At 42.1% G+C, this 17,464-nt stretch carries 14 protein-coding genes; 9 read left to right on the forward strand and 5 right to left on the reverse strand.

What is annotated here, in order from left to right:
* Positions 1 to 26: 26 nt before the first annotated feature.
* Positions 27 to 1,904 (reverse strand): CHASE2 domain-containing protein, encoded by a 1,878-nt coding sequence (locus tag HA050_RS07505; RefSeq protein ID WP_166824099.1) that lies wholly within the window; start codon positions 1,902 to 1,904, stop codon positions 27 to 29.
* Between the two features lie 197 nt (positions 1,905 to 2,101).
* Positions 2,102 to 3,532: a FecR family protein gene (locus HA050_RS07510; RefSeq protein WP_166824102.1), complete on the reverse strand. Its 1,431-nt coding sequence runs from the start codon at positions 3,530 to 3,532 to the stop codon at positions 2,102 to 2,104.
* Between the two features lie 40 nt (positions 3,533 to 3,572).
* On the opposite strand from HA050_RS07510, the gene HA050_RS07515 reads away from it, so the two are divergent.
* The 9 genes from HA050_RS07515 (at position 3,573) to HA050_RS07555 (ending at position 14,385) form a co-directional block, all read left to right on the forward strand.
* The gene (locus tag HA050_RS07515; protein WP_166824105.1) at positions 3,573 to 4,256 is read left to right on the forward strand and encodes a Crp/Fnr family transcriptional regulator; all 684 of its coding nucleotides are present in this window, start codon (positions 3,573 to 3,575) and stop codon (positions 4,254 to 4,256) included.
* A gap of 343 nt (positions 4,257 to 4,599) precedes the next feature.
* Positions 4,600 to 5,826 carry a glycosyltransferase gene (locus HA050_RS07520; protein ID WP_166824107.1) on the forward strand — a complete coding sequence of 409 codons (1,227 nt, stop codon included), beginning with the start codon at positions 4,600 to 4,602 and terminating at the stop codon, positions 5,824 to 5,826.
* A 46-nt stretch (positions 5,827 to 5,872) separates the two neighbouring features.
* On the forward strand, positions 5,873 to 7,006 hold the full coding sequence (locus tag HA050_RS07525; RefSeq protein WP_166824109.1) for a glycosyltransferase family 4 protein: 1,134 nt from the start codon (positions 5,873 to 5,875) through the stop codon (positions 7,004 to 7,006).
* Positions 6,988 to 7,320, forward strand: a complete 333-nt coding sequence (locus HA050_RS07530) for a VanZ family protein (protein ID WP_166824111.1) — start codon at positions 6,988 to 6,990, stop codon at positions 7,318 to 7,320. Before HA050_RS07525 ends, HA050_RS07530 begins: the two co-directional genes overlap by 19 nt.
* Positions 7,307 to 8,095: an ABC transporter permease gene (locus HA050_RS07535; RefSeq protein WP_166824113.1), complete on the forward strand. Its 789-nt coding sequence runs from the start codon at positions 7,307 to 7,309 to the stop codon at positions 8,093 to 8,095. The genes HA050_RS07530 and HA050_RS07535 overlap by 14 nt, the downstream gene beginning before the upstream one ends.
* 44 nt (positions 8,096 to 8,139) lie before the next feature.
* Positions 8,140 to 9,285, forward strand: a complete 1,146-nt coding sequence (locus HA050_RS07540; RefSeq protein ID WP_166824115.1) for an ABC transporter ATP-binding protein — start codon at positions 8,140 to 8,142, stop codon at positions 9,283 to 9,285.
* Positions 9,282 to 10,883, forward strand: a complete 1,602-nt coding sequence (locus tag HA050_RS07545; protein WP_166824117.1) for a methyltransferase domain-containing protein — start codon at positions 9,282 to 9,284, stop codon at positions 10,881 to 10,883. Before HA050_RS07540 ends, HA050_RS07545 begins: the two co-directional genes overlap by 4 nt.
* A 52-nt stretch (positions 10,884 to 10,935) precedes the next feature.
* Positions 10,936 to 11,958 carry a glycosyltransferase family 4 protein gene (locus tag HA050_RS07550; protein ID WP_166824119.1) on the forward strand — a complete coding sequence of 341 codons (1,023 nt, stop codon included), beginning with the start codon at positions 10,936 to 10,938 and terminating at the stop codon, positions 11,956 to 11,958.
* Positions 11,959 to 11,967: 9 nt separating this feature from the next.
* The gene (locus tag HA050_RS07555) at positions 11,968 to 14,385 is read left to right on the forward strand and encodes a glycosyltransferase family 4 protein (protein WP_308418896.1); all 2,418 of its coding nucleotides are present in this window, start codon (positions 11,968 to 11,970) and stop codon (positions 14,383 to 14,385) included.
* On the opposite strand, the gene HA050_RS07560 is transcribed toward HA050_RS07555, so the two are convergent.
* From HA050_RS07560 to HA050_RS07570, 3 genes are read right to left on the reverse strand one after another with little or no spacing between them, the layout of a single operon-like run.
* Positions 14,382 to 15,479, reverse strand: coding sequence for an MraY family glycosyltransferase (locus HA050_RS07560; RefSeq protein ID WP_166824124.1), 1,098 nt, complete (start codon positions 15,477 to 15,479; stop codon positions 14,382 to 14,384). The two genes, HA050_RS07555 and HA050_RS07560, sit on opposite strands and share 4 nt — an antisense overlap.
* Positions 15,480 to 15,516: 37 nt before the next feature.
* A complete protein-coding gene (locus HA050_RS07565; protein WP_166824127.1) occupies positions 15,517 to 16,431 on the reverse strand; it encodes a glycosyltransferase in 915 nt (304 codons plus the stop codon).
* 22 nt (positions 16,432 to 16,453) lie between these two features.
* Complete coding sequence (locus tag HA050_RS07570) at positions 16,454 to 17,464, reverse strand: glycosyltransferase family 4 protein (RefSeq protein ID WP_166824130.1); 1,011 nt, start codon at positions 17,462 to 17,464, stop codon at positions 16,454 to 16,456.

The raw sequence follows: 17,464 nt of genomic DNA on the forward strand, positions 1-17,464 counted from the left end.
TAGTCTGCTGCAGGCTGCATGAAAAACTAAGGCAGGCGATAAACCTGCTGCACACCCCGGCGCCCTTTTAGCGATACCGAGCCATAGAGCTGCAAGGGTGAATACAGCAGCTGCCGCTCAGTATCCTCCCCTACCAGTATTTTTTCATTGTGCAAACTAGCCAGATTTTGCAAACGGGCACTCACATTCACCGCGTCGCCAATCGCGGTATAAGTGCTGCGAAACGGTGTGCCCATATCGCCCACCACCACAAGACCTGTCTGAATCCCAATATGCACTTTAATCTGCTTATCCGGTGCAGCACTTTGATTATGCTTATCCACCGCCTGCTGCATTGCCATAGCGGCATTCAGCGCCCGGTTAGCATGGTCTTCCTGCACAACAGGGGCGCCCCAGAATGCAAACAAGGCGTCCCCCATATATTTATCCAAAGTGCCCTGCTGATCTAATACGGCCTGAGTCAGCAGCATCAGGGCATGACGGGTGTAATCTGCCAGCTCTTCAGGCGGCAGCCTTTCAGCAATCCCCGTGTAGCCCTGCAGATCAGCAAAGAGACAGGTGATTTCAGCCCGGTGGGGCAACATAATCGCCTGACTGTTATTGCCAATCAGCTGATCAATAATTGCGGGGGGCACATACTGATGAAAAGCCAGATAAAGCTGGCGCCTGCCCAGCTGAGCATACCACCACTCCAGCCCTCCCTCCAGAATAAGAAGCACCACGCCCCCCAGCAGCGGGGCCAGAGTGTTAGCCCCCACCTCCTGCCGGGTATTCCCCAGCCACAATAGCCAAACCATCAGTACAAAAAATCCCCATGCAAGGCGTAAAGCATTATTTCGCCTGTGCAGTAAAACAACGCCCAGTAATAACACAGCCCAAACCAACATAATGGCCGCAAAACCAATCGCCACGACGGGCTTATTCTGCTCCAGCTGATCCAGCGCCTTAGATAACCATTGCGCATGCAGCAACATGCCCGGAGTGCGGCCTCCCAGGATTGTCGCCACATAATCCCCCAGGCCCAAAGCGCTTGAGCCCACAATTACCAGCCGGTTGCGCAGCAGCGCCACATCGGCCCTGCCTGCCAGAATATCGCTGGCAGGTATCGCAATATAAGCCTCTGTACGGCGCAGAAAAGGAATCGCCGCCATCCCATCCTCAGCCACTATCTGCTGGCCCGATAAGCCTTCCAGCCATTCAATTTTGCCCTTGCTGGCCTGCAAAGGCCCCTGTTGCCCCAGCCAGCAACGCAATAGAACCGGTGCAAATGCGGGATAAAGCTTTGCCTGATACTTCACCAGCATGCTTTGATGCCGCACCACGCCATCAGGATCGGCAGTAATCGCAATATGCCCGACACAGGGCGCTTGCGCGGCAAGCTTAGGATGATTCGCCAAAAAACCAAAAGCCTGAGAGGCAGGAATATCAGCCCATGGCATAGCCGCGCTCAGCTGCCCAACCTGCATACTCTGGCTGCGGTCAAAACCAAAAGTCTGCGCTAAAGTCAGCTGCCCGGAAGCCGCTAATTGTGCGATCTGCTGATCGCCTGATAAATCACTGCTTTCAGGGAAAATCATATCAAGGCCAATATGCGCCACCTTGTAATGCTGATTTAATTGCTGCAGTAATTGCGCCATTTGCTGCCTGGACCATGGCCAGCGACCATATTGAGCAAGCGAAGCCTCATCAATATCCACCAGCACAATTCGCTTTTCCGGATAAGCAATTAATCTTTGTTTAATTAACTGGTCGTGCAGGCGGTCTAAAAGATCAAAGGGAAAAGGATAGGCATGGCCGCGCGGCATAGCCACCCAAATAACCAGCAAAGTGCTGAGCACAAAAAATAAAACCCGGCCCAGCCAGATTAAATGAAGCTTTTGCCAAATAGATTTGAGATTGATCATGCAGCGCCGATAAAACAGTCGTTAAAATACGGACGGGGCAATGTATAAAAGGAGTAAAACAAGAAACCACGTTTAAGCGGCTAATACCCAATTTTTATTATTAATTTAAAAAACAACATGAACACAATGAAATACGTACGGACAGGCTGAAAAAAACAGCCTGTCATTTCATAAAGAACAAATCAAATTTGAGTCATTTACTTTTTACGCAGCCAATAAGTCCCGCCGCTCAATACTTCATTATTGCCAGTGGGAAGATAATAAACATAAGCAGCCTCGCCCGCATCTTTACCAGAAACAATACCACGCAATTGCGCCTCGCTCACCGCACCATTAAGAAAAAGACCATTAGACTCGATGGCTCCTTTTACATTAAGCGGTATATCTCTGCCGGCAGCACTTAGCAATAAATGAGTATTAAAACTTTGTGCTGCAAAATTGATTTGTAATGAAGACTCTTTCGCCGTAGTAGCAGAAACAGCATTGCTGAGCGTATTCACAATAATGCCATCATGTTTTGCCATTTGAAAATTAACCGCTCCCAGCTCAGGCCCATAACGGACATCACTTTTATCACGGGACATCACATAGTAAATCCCCGCGCTGACAACTTCCTGCCCTTCTTTATAAACATCACTAAAATTAGCCGTGGCCGGAAGGCTGGCCAGTGTCTGCCAGCGCCCCCAGTGGATAGTGGGCTCAATTACGGCTGGCGGCAAAGGCTCTGTGGGCACCACAACCACAGGTGGAACAGGTACTTCGGGCAAAGGGGCAGGCGTGGGCGAAGGCGGGGTTTCAACAGGCTTGATCACCCCAGGTTTGGTGGCTAAAGAGCCATCAATAACACTATTACTATTTGCAACCACCCTGGCATTACTTAAATCGGCCGTATTTATCTGAGTTTGCTCGGCACCCAGCCCGGCCACTTTAGGCGCATCTTTGGGTGCTTCTTTTGATACGTCCTTAGGTAATTCATTCCGTAACTCTTTTTGCAGCACGGGGGATGAGTCCTTTTGCACCGGCACCGCCTGGCCACGAATCACTTCCAGCATATGGGCCGTTGAGGCAAATAACTCACGAGAATTCGCCCCCTGACAAGGCCCGCCCATTTCTACACTGCAAACTTTAGAAAAAGGCTCAATCACCACTCCACCTTTTTGCACCGCCACCTGCGTGGCATGGTCATCCGTAAACACCACAAAATCTGTACCACGTAAGCCAATGGCCGCAACAGGTGTATTTAAGCGATATTTATCTTTATCTTTTTGTACTTCCTGCCCGGTAACAGAGCGCATCAGCCCTGATTTAAGCTGCAGCTTAAACTGCGATCCCTGGCTGCCCGCATGGTATTTCTCGATAAACAAAACACTATTGGGCCGCACAGCAATAAAACCTTTATCAAAGGTGCGTAAATACAAGCTGGTTTGCTCCGCGGTATGCAGCTCGTCACCTTCGCGCAGCGCATCGCCCTTAGCAATTACGCTCACCTGGCCATCACGGTGCAGAATCGGTTGTCCAATAATTGCAACAACAGTCCCCATATTTGCCGATTCTTGTGCTAGAACACTATGCGGTGCCAGCAAAAAAACAGCTAAAACAAAAATATATTGATCGATTCGCTTCAGCATGATTTTCCCTCCTCAGGCCAATCATCATCGGGAAATGCTTATGACACGTCATCCCATTTATTCTTTAGAGTTTTTCTCTGGAATTCCGGAAAGTATTTTAGCGTCCATCGCATCCGACTCTCAGCTTAGGACAGCAGTACGCAACCAGCAAGTGATAACCAAAGGCTCTCTGGGTGATGAACTGTTCTTTTTGATCAAAGGCCGGCTGCAAGTTATTGATGTAACCGAAGATGGCAGAGAGCTGTGCATCTATATCATTAACGAAGGCGAATACTTTGGTGAGCTTGCCGTGATAGATGGTGGTTCACGCTCTACCAGCGTGGTCTCTATTGGCGATGCCGAGCTGATGGTAATGAGCCGGCATACTGCGCTGCAGCTGATCTATTCTCACCCCATTCTGGCCGAGCGTTTAATGAAAAAACTGGCCTATCTTGTCCGGCTTTCATCGCAAAACCGCGCCATGCTCAGTATTCAAAACCCCTATCAGCGGATTTGCACGGTGCTCACCACACTGATACGCACACTGCCGGGTAATTTAAAAATTATTGAGCTTCCGCCTCAGCAATCACTTGCCGGCATGACCAATTGCAGCAGGGAAACCGTTTCCCGGGCAATTGGCCAGCTGCTGAATACCGGTATTGCAGAAAAAGACAGAAAAACGCTGATTGTGCGTGAGCCAGAGCGCTTACAACACATTGTGCAGGGCAAAATCACCACAGAATAATCCAGTAAGCCCGGCCAATAAGCGCCAAATGCTGATTATTAACTATCCGCCATAAAAACCTTATAAAACAAATACTAAGCAAAATCAGAATTTAAGAAAAATAAACAAAGACGCAGAAAAAAACAGAAAACGCAGAAAACAGCTGCGGAAATTTTCTTGTAATTATTAAATTCAATTACTAGTATAAAAAAACAAAATATTCTGCCACGCCATCAACAGGCCAATACAACAAGACCCAGCCATGAGCCATCATTTGTAAGAAACCACCCTTCTGCATGCCCATTCAAATACAGAATACAAATAGCAGCTTTAATAAAATAACAACCTTATAAGAGCTATATTTATGAAAATAATTCATCTTGGAAAATTCTACCCCCCGGAGTACGGCGGAATAGAAACTGTGACCTTTGACTTAGTCGAAGGTTTGAACAACCAAGGTGTTAAAACAGATGTACTGTGTAGCAATAAGGGAACAGAAACAAAAGTTGATTTAATTAACTCTGGCTATCAGGTGATCAGAGCAGGTACATTGGCGGTTATTAATTCAACATCCATCTCGCTAAAGCTGATCAGTGAGTTAAATAAATGCATCCATCAATACGATGCAATACATATCCATTTACCCAATCCAATGGCCAACCTGGCTATTTGGCTGATCAGGCCGGATTGTAAGGTTTACCTGCACTGGCACAGCGATATTGTTAAACAAAAACATATGCTGAAGCTTTATGCACCATGGCTGCGCTGGCTGATAAAACGCGCAGATGGCATTGTTGCAACATCACAACAATATGCTGATTCATCTAAATGGCTTTCCCCAAATATGGAAAAGGTATCAATTATCCCTATTGGTGTAGCAGACAGAATTAAAAATGTATCCTCCGATTTAGTGAATAAAATACGTACAGAGCATAAAAACAAAAAAATTGTTTTATCTATTGGCCGGTCAGCAGCATATAAGGGAATCAGCTATCTGATAGAAGCGTGTAAATATACCAACAATGATATTGTGGTTCTGATTGGCGGGCCGGGGGTAGAGACATTCAGTAATCTGATTAAAAAACTGGGCTTGGAATATAAAATAAAAATATTAGGCACAATCGCCGATCAGCAATTAGCATCATATTATGCAGCTTGCGATATATTCTGCCTGCCCTCTGTTTACCGCTCCGAAGCCTATGGCATCGTGCAGGTTGAAGCAATGAGCTTTTCTAAGCCTGTTGTTTCCTGCGACATTTCAGGTTCAGGTGTTTCATGGGTCAATGAGCACGAAAAATCAGGCCTGCTTGTCCCCCCATCAGACCCGGTGGCACTAGCAAATGCAATTAATAAATTATGTGGAGACGATGTACTGAGAAACAAAATGGCACTTTACGCACGGCATCGGTTTGAACAAGAGCTTACGGCTGAAAAAATGGTAAAAAAAACAATCAGTATGTACACAGAGAAAATTCCTGCACTCGAAAAAAACAAAGCGGCTATATATGGAGCAGAACGGATTGATGCCCTTTTTAATAATGAACCCGCACTGAGCGCAAGACAAATACAGCAAAAAGAAAGTGCAAATTAAATCATTATCCATCTGAATCGAACATCATCTATATATAAAGATAAAAATGGACAAGATGAATATACTGTTTTCCGCACAAGGAATGATCCCCCCATTAACGGGAATAGGCCGCTATGCAACCAGCTTGTCCAGAGCAATGCAGCAGTTTGAAACAGATATTGATCTTGATTACTACCAGTTTGGCCGTGTAAGTAAGAAAACAAACAATGAATTTTTGCTTTCCAAAATAAGGAATATGGTTAATCGCTTCCCCGCGCTTAAATCGTATCTCAGGAAAAAATATCACGCCAATCGCGGCGCTCACACCATTAAAGCAAAAAACTATATTTATCATGAGCCCAATTATATTCCTACCGTACTGCAATACCCCTACTTGGTAACAGTACATGATTTATCCCATATTATTAACCCGGAATGGCATCCCATTGAAAGAGTCCGCTTTTTAAGTGAACATTTACCGCTCACTTTAGAAAAAGCAGATGCAATTTTTGTTGTCTCAAAATCAGTAAAAAAAGAACTGATACACTGGATGCCGGAAGTAAGTCATAAATTGCATATTACCTATAACGGCGTAGACCACAGCAAATTTTCTACTGAATCATATAATATAAACATTCTGGATAAATATCATTTACCCAGTAAAGAATATTTTTTATTTTTGGGCACAATCGAGCCAAGAAAAAAAATAGAAGATTTACTTACTGCATATCAAATGCTGGTGCAAAATAAAAAAACATCGCTCCCCCTCATTATTGTCGGAGGTGTTGGATGGAAATGCGAAGAAATTTTAGACCGGATAAAGCACAGCAAAAATGTGCGCTGGCTGCAATATGTACCAGAAAAAGATCTGCCTGCGATATTAGCCGGGGCACGGTGTATGGTTTATCCATCTGCTTATGAAGGGTTTGGTTTGCCCGTATTAGAAGCCATGAGCACAGGCACACCTGTCATTACAACGGCAGGAGGTGCGATTGGTGAAATTGGCGGCTTAGCCCCTTTCTATTTTAATAATGGTGATATAGAGGGTCTCGCCGAGCATATGACCAACCTTGCCTTATCACCCGAATGCGCCTGTGATCATATTACCGAGGGTTTAATCAGATCGAGTTATTTTACATGGGACAGATGTGCATCCAGAACATTAAGCACTTATAGGGATGTATGGACCAATCATTATTAATCTGCCTGCTGATTGCAAGTACTGTTCTGCTTATTATTGCAGGGTCTTTTTATAATCTGCAGAAATATATCCCCATACAAAATGATAAAGTTATCCACTTTTTTGCCTATTTTATTCTGAGCTCTTTATTAACTCCTTATATCAGCAGCATAAATATTTTTATATTGCTGTTCATTATGGGAGGAAGCATCGAAGTCATTCAGCCATTAGCAGGCAGAAAATGTTGTGTCTATGATCAATTAGCCAATACCTCAGGGATTATTTCTTCTATCCTGTTAATCCATCTTTGGGGATTCTTTTTTGGAAATCATTAAAAGAATATTTGCAGGGCGCTGGCTTTTGCATGCCATGGTCAGCCGTGAGATTAAATCAAGATACAGTGGATCTGTGCTTGGTATATTCTGGCTTTTTTTTGCCCCCATTTTAATGATCCTCACCTACAGTTTGGTATTTGCAGACTTAATGAAATCAAGATTACCAGGAGTGAACAGCCATTATGCCTATACCATGTACCTGACCAGCGGCATGCTGGTGTGGCAATACTTTGCAGAAATCGTGGGCAGAGGAAAATTATTTCTTGTAGAAAATGCTGGCTTGCTCAGAAAAAACAATATATCAAAAATTATCCCACTTATTTCAGTCGTCACGATAGCCTTAGTCAACAGTCTGGTTTTAGCGGGTTTTTATTTTATATTTTTAATCACTTTAAACTTATTTAGCTTTCAAATATTGGCCGTATATTTATTACAAATATTGGTTATTAGCCTTTTTTCATTCAGTATTGCTGGCTTACTGGCGCTTGCCCATGCTTATTTCAGAGATGTTGGGCAATTTGTAGATGCCTTTATGCAGATTTTATTTTGGGCCACACCCATTGTTTACGCGCCACAGATATTGCCCCAGTGGGCGGCTCAATATATTTACCTAAACCCCGTTTATTGGGTATCCCAGCTGGGCCAGCAAGTTGTGCTGGATTGGCCGCTTGCCTGGAATTGGTTACTCAATGCCCTGCTTTTATCTATTGCGCTATTTTTAATTTTTTATATTTTTTATGCTAAAAATATTCAAAAAATAATGGATGACCTGTAATTATGGCGCTGATTAAAGTAGAAAATCTGTCCAAGTGTTTTCGAATGTACTCCTCCCGCCTTCAAAAACTGGCTGCATTATTTGGTATGGATAGCCATTGCCTGCAGAAATGGGCGCTGAATAACATCTCTTTTTCAATTGAACCCGGCGAGTCTGTCGCCATTGTTGGCCGAAATGGCTCAGGAAAAAGTACGTTATTAAAGCTGATCTGCCAGACATTACGCCCTACCGAAGGTGAGATAACAGTTAATGGCCGGATTGGTGCACTTTTAGAGCTTGGCATTGGCTTTCATGAAGAATTAAGCGGCAGAGAAAATGTATATATTTCGGGCCAATTACTTGGCATGAGCCGGCATGAAATAGATGACAGAATTGAAGAAATTATTAATTTCTCTGAGCTGAGAGAATATATCGACGTGCAATTAAAAAAGTATTCCAGCGGAATGCAAATGCGGCTGGCCTTTAGCGTGGCAACGGCCATCAGGCCAGAAATATTGATTGTAGATGAAGCCCTGTCAGTAGGAGACGCCTATTTTCAGCATAAATGCTTTGACAGAATAAAAGACTTTCAAGCACAGGGCACATCATTACTTTTTGTTTCTCATGATCCGCTAGCCGTTAAAACATTATGCGACAGAGCTATCTTAATTGATCAGGGCATCATGCTTTCGGATGATCATCCCGCCGCAATTCTGGATTACTATAATGCACTGATTGCTAATACCGCTAATAATAAAATAAGCCTTAATGAAGGCGTACGCTCTGGCAGTGGCGAAGCAAAATTAATAGCTGTTGAAGTGTTTCATCACAATGAAGCCGCCCAAGTTGTGCTATCTGGCAGCCCGGTAAAAATCATTGTCAGCTATAAAGTATTAGAAAAAATAAGCGATCTGACTATTGGATTTTTAATTAAAGACCGGGTCGGTAATGAAGTATTTGGATCAAACACCTATTTATTACAAAAAACCCCGCCATTTGTACAGGGCGGCCAATATCAGGTAGTCTTTGAATTGCCAGATTTCAGGCTTGCTGCGGGCAGCTATAATATTAGTGTGGCATTGCACTCCTCTTACCATCATTTATCTGATAACTATGATTGGTGGGATCATGCTGCCACAATTACAGTCATTTCTGAGCATGTATTTGCAGGTGTTGTTCGGCTTGATACCCAATACTGTGAGTTAATATGAAAACATTAGACGATATTATTGCCTGTGTTCAATCTTATGCTCTGAATCAGGCCGCAGCACCTGTTGTTTATAAAATAGAACCCACAGCAGCATCCAGTCAGCTGCTCTGGCTTCCCCAGTCATTCAGAGAGCTTATCTCTATTCGTAATCCCAATTTATTTATTTTTTTCTCGTATCAGGCTATTTTAGGCCGGGCCCCTGATCAGGATGGCGCAGGCCATTATTATGAATTACTTTCATCAGGCCGCTTAAGCCTTAGAAAATTTGCTTTGCAATTGTTATCCAGTACCGAATCAATACATTCAAATTATTCTATTAAAATAAATAAAATAGACCGCTACTTTATTGCATTAGAGAATAAAATACTATCCATATGGAGTGGTAAGCGCGGCGCAGGATTAATTGGGCGAATCCATGATACGTTTATTAGATTAAGCAGTATAAATTCAAATAAAATTCAACAAAACGCATTTCTTGCAAAACACAGCTATGATTTTGAAATGCGGCAAGCAGTTATTTTATCCACACTAAAAACCCAACAGATTAACCTGAGCCAGCAGCTGGCAATAAGCAGCGATGATATCAGGGCCCATAGCAGCCAACAGCTTGAGCAGCGATTTGCTCATTATTCAGATTTTATTAATCAGCAGCTTTTCACAATCAGCCATGAACTGACTGAAAAAATTGATTATATTCATCAGCAGCAGGAAAAAAATACCCATCTCATACAAGAAGCATTAGACCGAAATACTGAACTTGCTCAAAAATCATTGGCTAATAGTGCTGAAAAAATTGCAATCATGGCCAATACAAACAGCAGCAACAGCCAGGCCATGCTTTATATACAAGAGCAGATGCTGCAGCATTTAAAAAGCAGTAATGCAGCAGATAAACCTGCCACAGCTCAAATAATTACCCCACTCACACTGGCTGCAGACCCCGCTATTGATGCATATTACCTGGCATTTGAATCAAAATTCAGAGGGCCAGAAGATGAAATTAAAGCAAAGCTGGAAAAATATATTCCCTATGTAGAACCATTTCTTAAAACCAGCCAGGCTCCCCTGTTGGATATTGGGATGGGCAGAGGGGAGTGGATTAATCTGATTAGCCATAAAGGCTTAAAAGCGCAGGGAGTAGATCAGAGCGAAGAAATGATACGCCATTGCCGGGATATGGGGCTGAGCGTAGTTCATGCTGATGCACTGGATTATTTATGCAGCCTGCCGGAGCAATCACTAGGGGCAATCAGTTCATTTCACGTGGTTGAACATCTGCCTTTTGATATTTTATTTAAGCTGATAAAAGAATCATATCGTGCACTGCTGCCCGGTGGTCTTTTGATTTTAGAAACACCCAATCCAGAAAACGCACTGGTAGGCAGCCACACCTTCTACCATGACTTCAGCCACAAAAACCCTGTTACCCCAAGCAGCCTGCAATTTCTGGCTGAATATCATGGTTTTAAAGATTGTGAGATTTTAAGATTAAACCCTTATCCTGAATCAGCCAAAGTACCTGGCCATGATTTATTAACAGAACGTGTTAACGGGCATCTTTGTGGCCCCCAGGATTACGCACTGATCGCAAAACGATAAGCAAATGGAATACAGAGTGAAATCAAATTAAATCAGCTGCAAGGAGTATTCAATGCGTGTAATGCTTGCTGCAAATATAACCCCGTTTTTGCATGGCGGTGCTGATTACCATATCCAGGGCACAGCAAATGCATTAGTTGCAGCAGGCTGCCATGTAGAAATACTCAGGCTGCCTTTTACCTTTACTCCAGAACAATCCATTCTGGATTTAATGCAGTGGTGCAAAAAATTAGATTTAAATCAGCCCAATGGCTACCGGATTGACCGGCTGATCAGCCTGCAATTTCCATGTTATGGCATACAGCATAATAAGCACACCGCCTGGATTATGCATCAGCACAGGGCCGTATATGAGTTATATGAAGAAAACAAAACCGCTTCAGCGCCTTTTAAATATGCAATCGGGCAGTTTGATCAGGAATCGTTAAAACAATGCCACCAGCTTTTTGCTAATTCCAAACGCGTGGCAGAGCGGCTTTATCAATATAATGATTTAAATGCCAGCGCTCTTTACCATCCTCCGCCCGCATATCAGGCTTTTCATCCGGCTGAAAATCTGGGCTATATTTTTTGCCCTAGCCGGATTGAAACACTAAAGCGCCAGGATTTATTAATCAAAGCACTTGCACTGGCTCCCAAATCTTTACCTGTTGTGATTGCAGGTGCTGGCGGGCAATCAGAATCGTTAAAACAATTAATTAATCAGCTGGGTTTAAATGAAAGAGTAAGAATGCTGGGAGCAATCAGTGAAGCACAAAAAATAGCCTATTACGCCCACTGTAGTGCTGTTTTCTTTGCTCCATTTGATGAAGACTATGGCTATATCACCCACGAAGCCATGCTCTCCGGCAAGCCGGTTATCAGTTGTACAGATTCAGGCGGCCCTTTAGAATTTATTGAGCATGAGCATACAGGTTGGATTATTCCGCCCTCACCCGAAAGCATTGCCACAGTATTAAACTGGATCAGCCAATATCCCAATAAAGCAGAAGAAATGGGCAAGGCAGCAAAAGCAGCATGGCCCAAATTTGGAATAAGCTGGGATAAGGTAGTCAGCCAATTATTGGAGACCTAATTGAAAGTTGTGATTATTGCACCCAGCGGAGTACCCTTTATTTGGGGCGGCGCAGAAAACATCTGGAAAGGCCTGTGGCTGACATTAAACCAGCAGGAAAACATAACGGCAGAGCTGATTAAATTGCCCAGCCCGGAGCATGACTTTTGGGCCATTATTCAAAGCTATCAGAACTTTGCTGAGCTGGATCTGAATCATTTTGATTTAGTCATCAGCACTAAATACCCGGCATGGATGGTTTCCCACCCCCGGCATATTCTATTTATGCAGCATACACTGCGCGGTTTATACGATACTTATCCCGCACATTTAACAAAAAATATTGACCATTTAGCACAAAAATTACCTGCTCTATGCCAACTGCTAAGTATAAATAAACCAAGCAGAACCCATCTTGCCGAATGCTTTGCAGAATTAAAACGCATCAAAGAATTACAAATACTAAGCCTGCAAGATATTGCTCTGCCCGGCCCGCTGTTACGTGCGATTATTCATTTTTTTGATGCTGTCGCCTTGGCTCCCGGACAAATTCTTCGCTATACAGCGATTGCCAATGAAGTTGCTAATCGCAAAGAATATTTTCCTGAAGGTATTAAACCTGATGTGCTTTACCATCCAAGCTCATTGCCCCAGGCTGGTGTCATAGCCGATGCGCACATCCCACCAGCCATTTTTACCGCCAGCCGCCTTGATGCACCCAAGCGAATTGATCTGCTGATTAAAGCCTATTGCAAATCAGGAGTTAAAACGCCTTTAAGAATTGCAGGCACAGGCCCACAAAGCAATGAATTACAAAAACTGATCCCCCCCGATGCTGCAATTACCCTGCTTGGGCATATATCCGAGCAGCAATTAGCACAAGAATATGCCAATGCACTTTTTGTGCCTTTTATTCCCGAGCACGAAGACTTTGGCCTGATCAGCTATGAGGCCATGATTGCAGGCAAAGCGGTATTAAGCTGCACAGATAGCGGAGGTGCCACAGAATTAATCAGGCACATGGAAAATGGCTTTATTATAAAACCAGACTGTGATGAGATAGCAAAAGCAATTAAACAACTCTGCGATAATCCTTCACTTAGCTATCAGCTTGGCCAGCAAGCATATAACACTGTAAAAGATATAAACTGGCCTGCATTAGTAAAAGAGCTTTTAAATAAAAACACACAATATCAGCCCAGAATATTGGTACTGAATACCTACCCCATCTATCCCGTTGTCAGTGGCGGGCAGGCAAGGCTTTATCATCTGTATTCAGAGCTATCAATGCTTGGCTATTCGGTAGAAATACTTAATTTAGACTTCAATACCAAAGTCATTAAAAGCAGAAACTTAAATGAGCACTTTGTTGAAGTCTTAATACCGGTAGGTGATGAGTTTAGAAAGAAATTAAGCACTGAAGAAAAAAGATTAAATATATCCTGCGTTGATTGGCTGGCCGCCGCACATCCTGAGTTATTACCAGAATGGCAAGCCGAGATTAAACGCCGTGCCCCATGGGCTAGCCTTGTGATCTGCAGCCATCCTTATGCATATCCGGCAATGATACAGGCTGGCGTGAAGCAATGGCTCTATGAAGCACATAATGTAGAAGCCGACCTTAAAGCGCAAATATATCAGCAGCACCCTAATGAAGCGCAAAAAATCAAAGAATTAGAATCCCAATGCGCCATAGGCGCACAGCATATAATTTGCTGCAGCAATGAAGACAGCCTGCGTATGCAAGCCCTGTATCAAATCCCTGATCATCAGTTCAGCATCATTGCCAATGGCGCTGACACCCAAAATATTAAGTACCTGGACCAGGCTGGCCGCAAAGAAATACGCATACAAATGGGGCTGGAGCCCAAAAATAATATATCGCTTTTTATGGGCAGCAATCACGGCCCTAATATAGAAGCAGCAGAGCAAATACTGATCGCCGCAGAGCAGGATTTATCGCTGCAATATATTATTCTGGGCAGCGTAGCAGATGCTTTTAAGAAAAAAAACATCCCGGAAAATGTAAGATTTTTAGGAGTGGTAAGCCAGGCAGAAAAACAACTCTGGCTTAAAATTGCCTCGACTGCATTAAACCCAATGCTAAATGGATCCGGATCCAATTTAAAACTAATTGAATATGCAGCAGCCGGCCTGCCAATTATCAGTACAGAATTTGGCGTGAGGGGAACGAGATTTGAGGCGGGGGTGCATTATATAAAAACAACAAATTTGACTGAAACAATAAAAAATACACTAAATATAGAAGATATAAAATTAGATCAAATAACAAGAAAGACTGCTGAATATATAAAAAACGAACTATGCTGGCAAAGCTTGGCTAAAAACTACAAAAAAGAAATTACAAAAGGTATGCACGTAATAAAAACCAAAGAGGAAAGCATCTTGCCTTCCCCTCCCCTTCCAATATCAAGCTTGCTATACTAGCTGTCTTTGTTAATGACCATCCATTGTGGGATTTTAAAATTAACAATCATTTTATACAGCAAAATATAACTGGCAATAAACAACAAAACAAAACCTAATAATATATATGGACTTTCCCAAAAAACAACGGCTGGAATAGCTGCAAAAGATGATAGAGCCCATAAATAAGGTGCCGTTAAAGCATTGCGTTGCACCTTATACCGCGCCACATCCTCACCCAATTGCAAACGCACTACACGTTTATAAATCAGCGTATGCAAATGAATACCATCCGGCAGGCCAGGTGAAACACCCTTCACAAATTTACGACGATAAATAGTGAACAGCGTTTCAAATACCGGATAAATACAGAGCAAAAATGGAAACCAGATAGAAACATTAGGATGCCGTGCCATTAACAACACTGACAACTCAGCAATCATAAAGCCAACAAAATACGCCCCGCCATCCCCCAAAAAGATTAAACCCCGTGGGTAATTCCAGAGCAAAAACCCAAGACAGGCGCCAATCATGCCCATATTGGCAATCACTAAAAACCAGTCATTTAAAGCAAAAGAAACATAGCCCAGACCAGCAAAAATCATCATCGCCACAACGGCAGACAGGCCATTAAAACCATCAATAATATTAAAAGCATTTGCCACGCCCGCCACTGCAAACATGGTAAAAAACAATGAAACAACAGTAAACTGCATAATCAGATCAATATAAGGCACATCTAAACGAACAATTCCCGCGCCCAATAGAAAATACCCTAATAATGCCGCCAGCATGGTTAAGCCCAGCCGCATTAACACCCCTACCTTTTTAGTCAAATCCTCAATTAATCCACCTAAAAAAGCAGGTAAACTAGCCACAATCAGCAAAGCAAATTGCGTAAACCACTGTGTTTCCTTAACCGCCCCAGCCAATAAAACCGCCAGCATCCCCATCATGATAGAAAGCCCACCAATCCGCGGCACAGAATGCGCATGAAACTTCTGCACCCCACCTAAATCATGGTCACCTGAGATATGGCTATGCAAGTGATCAAAACGGATCACGAGCATGGTGACGATGACAGAGGTGAGGAATGCGAGGATGAGATAGAGCATGGGGGACCTAGTGAGAACGATTTAAAAATTTCAAACTCTAAAGAGCAATAACATATACTAAAAAAGCTAATTGATCACGAAATCGTCGTCTACATGATGAGGTACTTTTTAATAATTTAATTTTATTCATAAAAGTTGGATTACGAATCCAACAAGCGGGTTGGGAATCAGCCATATCAATAACAGATGCAATTAATAAAATTTGCTTTGAATACCAACCATTTAACATTTTTGCAAGCCTTACTTTTGCAGCTGCAACCCCGTTATTTACACCAACAACATTATTAGAGTGCTGCCTATAATTCATACTCGGCACAGGGTCAATAAACCATTTCAAGTTATGACTACGTATCCAAGCATAGATAAGCCAATCATGAAGTTCAATTCTTTTTACTGCCGCTAAGTTTTTATTGATTGCTTGAGCTAACATCTTAACTACATTAGATTGGAGAACATATGTACATCCAGGCCCTGCTGCCTCAAAGAAATAATCCCATTTCTTTAGAGGCTGGGCTTTATTAATTAATACTTCATTTCCATCAGGCCAAAAAGCCGTTACATTACTAGAATATGCATTGCAGCTATACTCTTCAATTGCATTTACTGCACGTATCAACTTGTCTTCAAACCAAATATCATCCTGATCACAAAAAGCTACATAATCGAATTTTTCTAATGAAACATCATTAATCAATCTAAAAAAATTAGCACCAGCACTTCCAAACTTTGTAGTTCGTGACAGCAATTTTATATTTTGTGACCGGTTATTTTGTAACCACTCCCAAGTTCCATCTATCGAAAAATCATCACTAACAAAAATTGTTACATCGACACATACCTGCTTAACAATTGAATCAATTTGATTTTCAATGTACTTCATCCCATTAAAGGAAGCCAACAAAACAGCAAAACGAGGAAGATTATTAGTGAAACCATGTGTTTTTTTATGCAATTTATTAATCCTACTATATAAATCAAGCTCTTAAATATAAATCACTATATTTTTTCGACATTTCAGCAGCTGAGAACACACAAGAATTAAGAACAACATGGTTATCTAAAAAAAGGTTGCTAACATTTAATTTAATAAGCACATCATTTGAAAATATAGCAACGGAACCTTTTGATGCCATCTCTAAAATTTCCTTATGTGGCGGTATATCACTTAATATCAATTTGGCACCACAAGAATAAGCCTCCATTACAGCCAAAGGAAGTCCCTCAGAGAAGGATGCTGAGGCAAAATAATCAGCAACTTTATATAAATCCAAACATGAATCAAGTTGACCCAAAAAAACATATCTCGCATCATTTAATACAATTTTTTTGCACTCATTTAATAAAGGGCCATCCCCAACAAAGATAAAAACATCATTTTCGTTCAACTGAACACTTCTTAATAAAAAGTCAACATTTTTCCGTCTAATAAAGCTACCACAATACAAATAAACTAAGCCACTATTCTTAATATGATACTTACTCTTGATTAAAATTTTTTCTTCAGGGCTAGCAGAAGTATAGACTTTCTGATTAACGCCATTTGAGATAACAGTATTTTTAATATGCCAACTATCAAGAACATTTCCAACGGACTTTGAGCAAGCAACTCTATTTTTAATAAAAGCAAACGCAATCATTTGTAATATAAAAACCAACCCGCCTTTAAGAGGCCCAAACAAAGGTATAAAATCTGCCAGCAAACAGTTATGTACGGTAGTAAATTTTTTAACTTTACTAAAGCTAAATGCCGAGCATAAATCAGCTGGAGTGCCGTGAGAGTGAATTATATTAACTCCCATTTTATTAATATACTGCCTCAATGAATAAGCCTTAGTTATTAAACTCTCACCATCGAGAATAATAACCTTAACCCCAAACTCCAAAAATTCATCAACAATATTTTTATCAATTTTATTCGACAAACAAAAAACAAAAAAAGACACATCGCTGTGCTTACAAGAGAATTGAGCGCGAATAACATTCAC

The organism is Iodobacter violaceini (genome assembly GCF_011601265.1).
GTDB classification, from domain to species: Bacteria; Pseudomonadota; Gammaproteobacteria; order Burkholderiales; family Chitinibacteraceae; genus Iodobacter; species Iodobacter violaceini.

Bases quoted from the DNA above. Each gene is read 5' to 3' on its own strand.
- HA050_RS07505 (WP_166824099.1), bottom strand. From the start codon at position 1,904: ATGATCAATCTCAAATCTATTTGGCAAAAGCTTCATTTAATCTGGCTG.
- HA050_RS07540 (WP_166824115.1), top strand. From the start codon at position 8,140: ATGTACTCCTCCCGCCTTCAAAAACTGGCTGCATTATTTGGTATGGAT.
- HA050_RS07510 (WP_166824102.1), bottom strand. From the start codon at position 3,532: ATGCTGAAGCGAATCGATCAATATATTTTTGTTTTAGCTGTTTTTTTG.
- HA050_RS07525 (WP_166824109.1), top strand. From the start codon at position 5,873: ATGGACAAGATGAATATACTGTTTTCCGCACAAGGAATGATCCCCCCA.
- HA050_RS07530 (WP_166824111.1), top strand. From the start codon at position 6,988: ATGGACCAATCATTATTAATCTGCCTGCTGATTGCAAGTACTGTTCTG.
- HA050_RS07520 (WP_166824107.1), top strand. From the start codon at position 4,600: ATGAAAATAATTCATCTTGGAAAATTCTACCCCCCGGAGTACGGCGGA.
- HA050_RS07550 (WP_166824119.1), top strand. From the start codon at position 10,936: ATGCGTGTAATGCTTGCTGCAAATATAACCCCGTTTTTGCATGGCGGT.
- HA050_RS07545 (WP_166824117.1), top strand. From the start codon at position 9,282: ATGAAAACATTAGACGATATTATTGCCTGTGTTCAATCTTATGCTCTG.
- HA050_RS07560 (WP_166824124.1), bottom strand. From the start codon at position 15,479: ATGCTCTATCTCATCCTCGCATTCCTCACCTCTGTCATCGTCACCATG.
- HA050_RS07515 (WP_166824105.1), top strand. From the start codon at position 3,573: ATGACACGTCATCCCATTTATTCTTTAGAGTTTTTCTCTGGAATTCCG.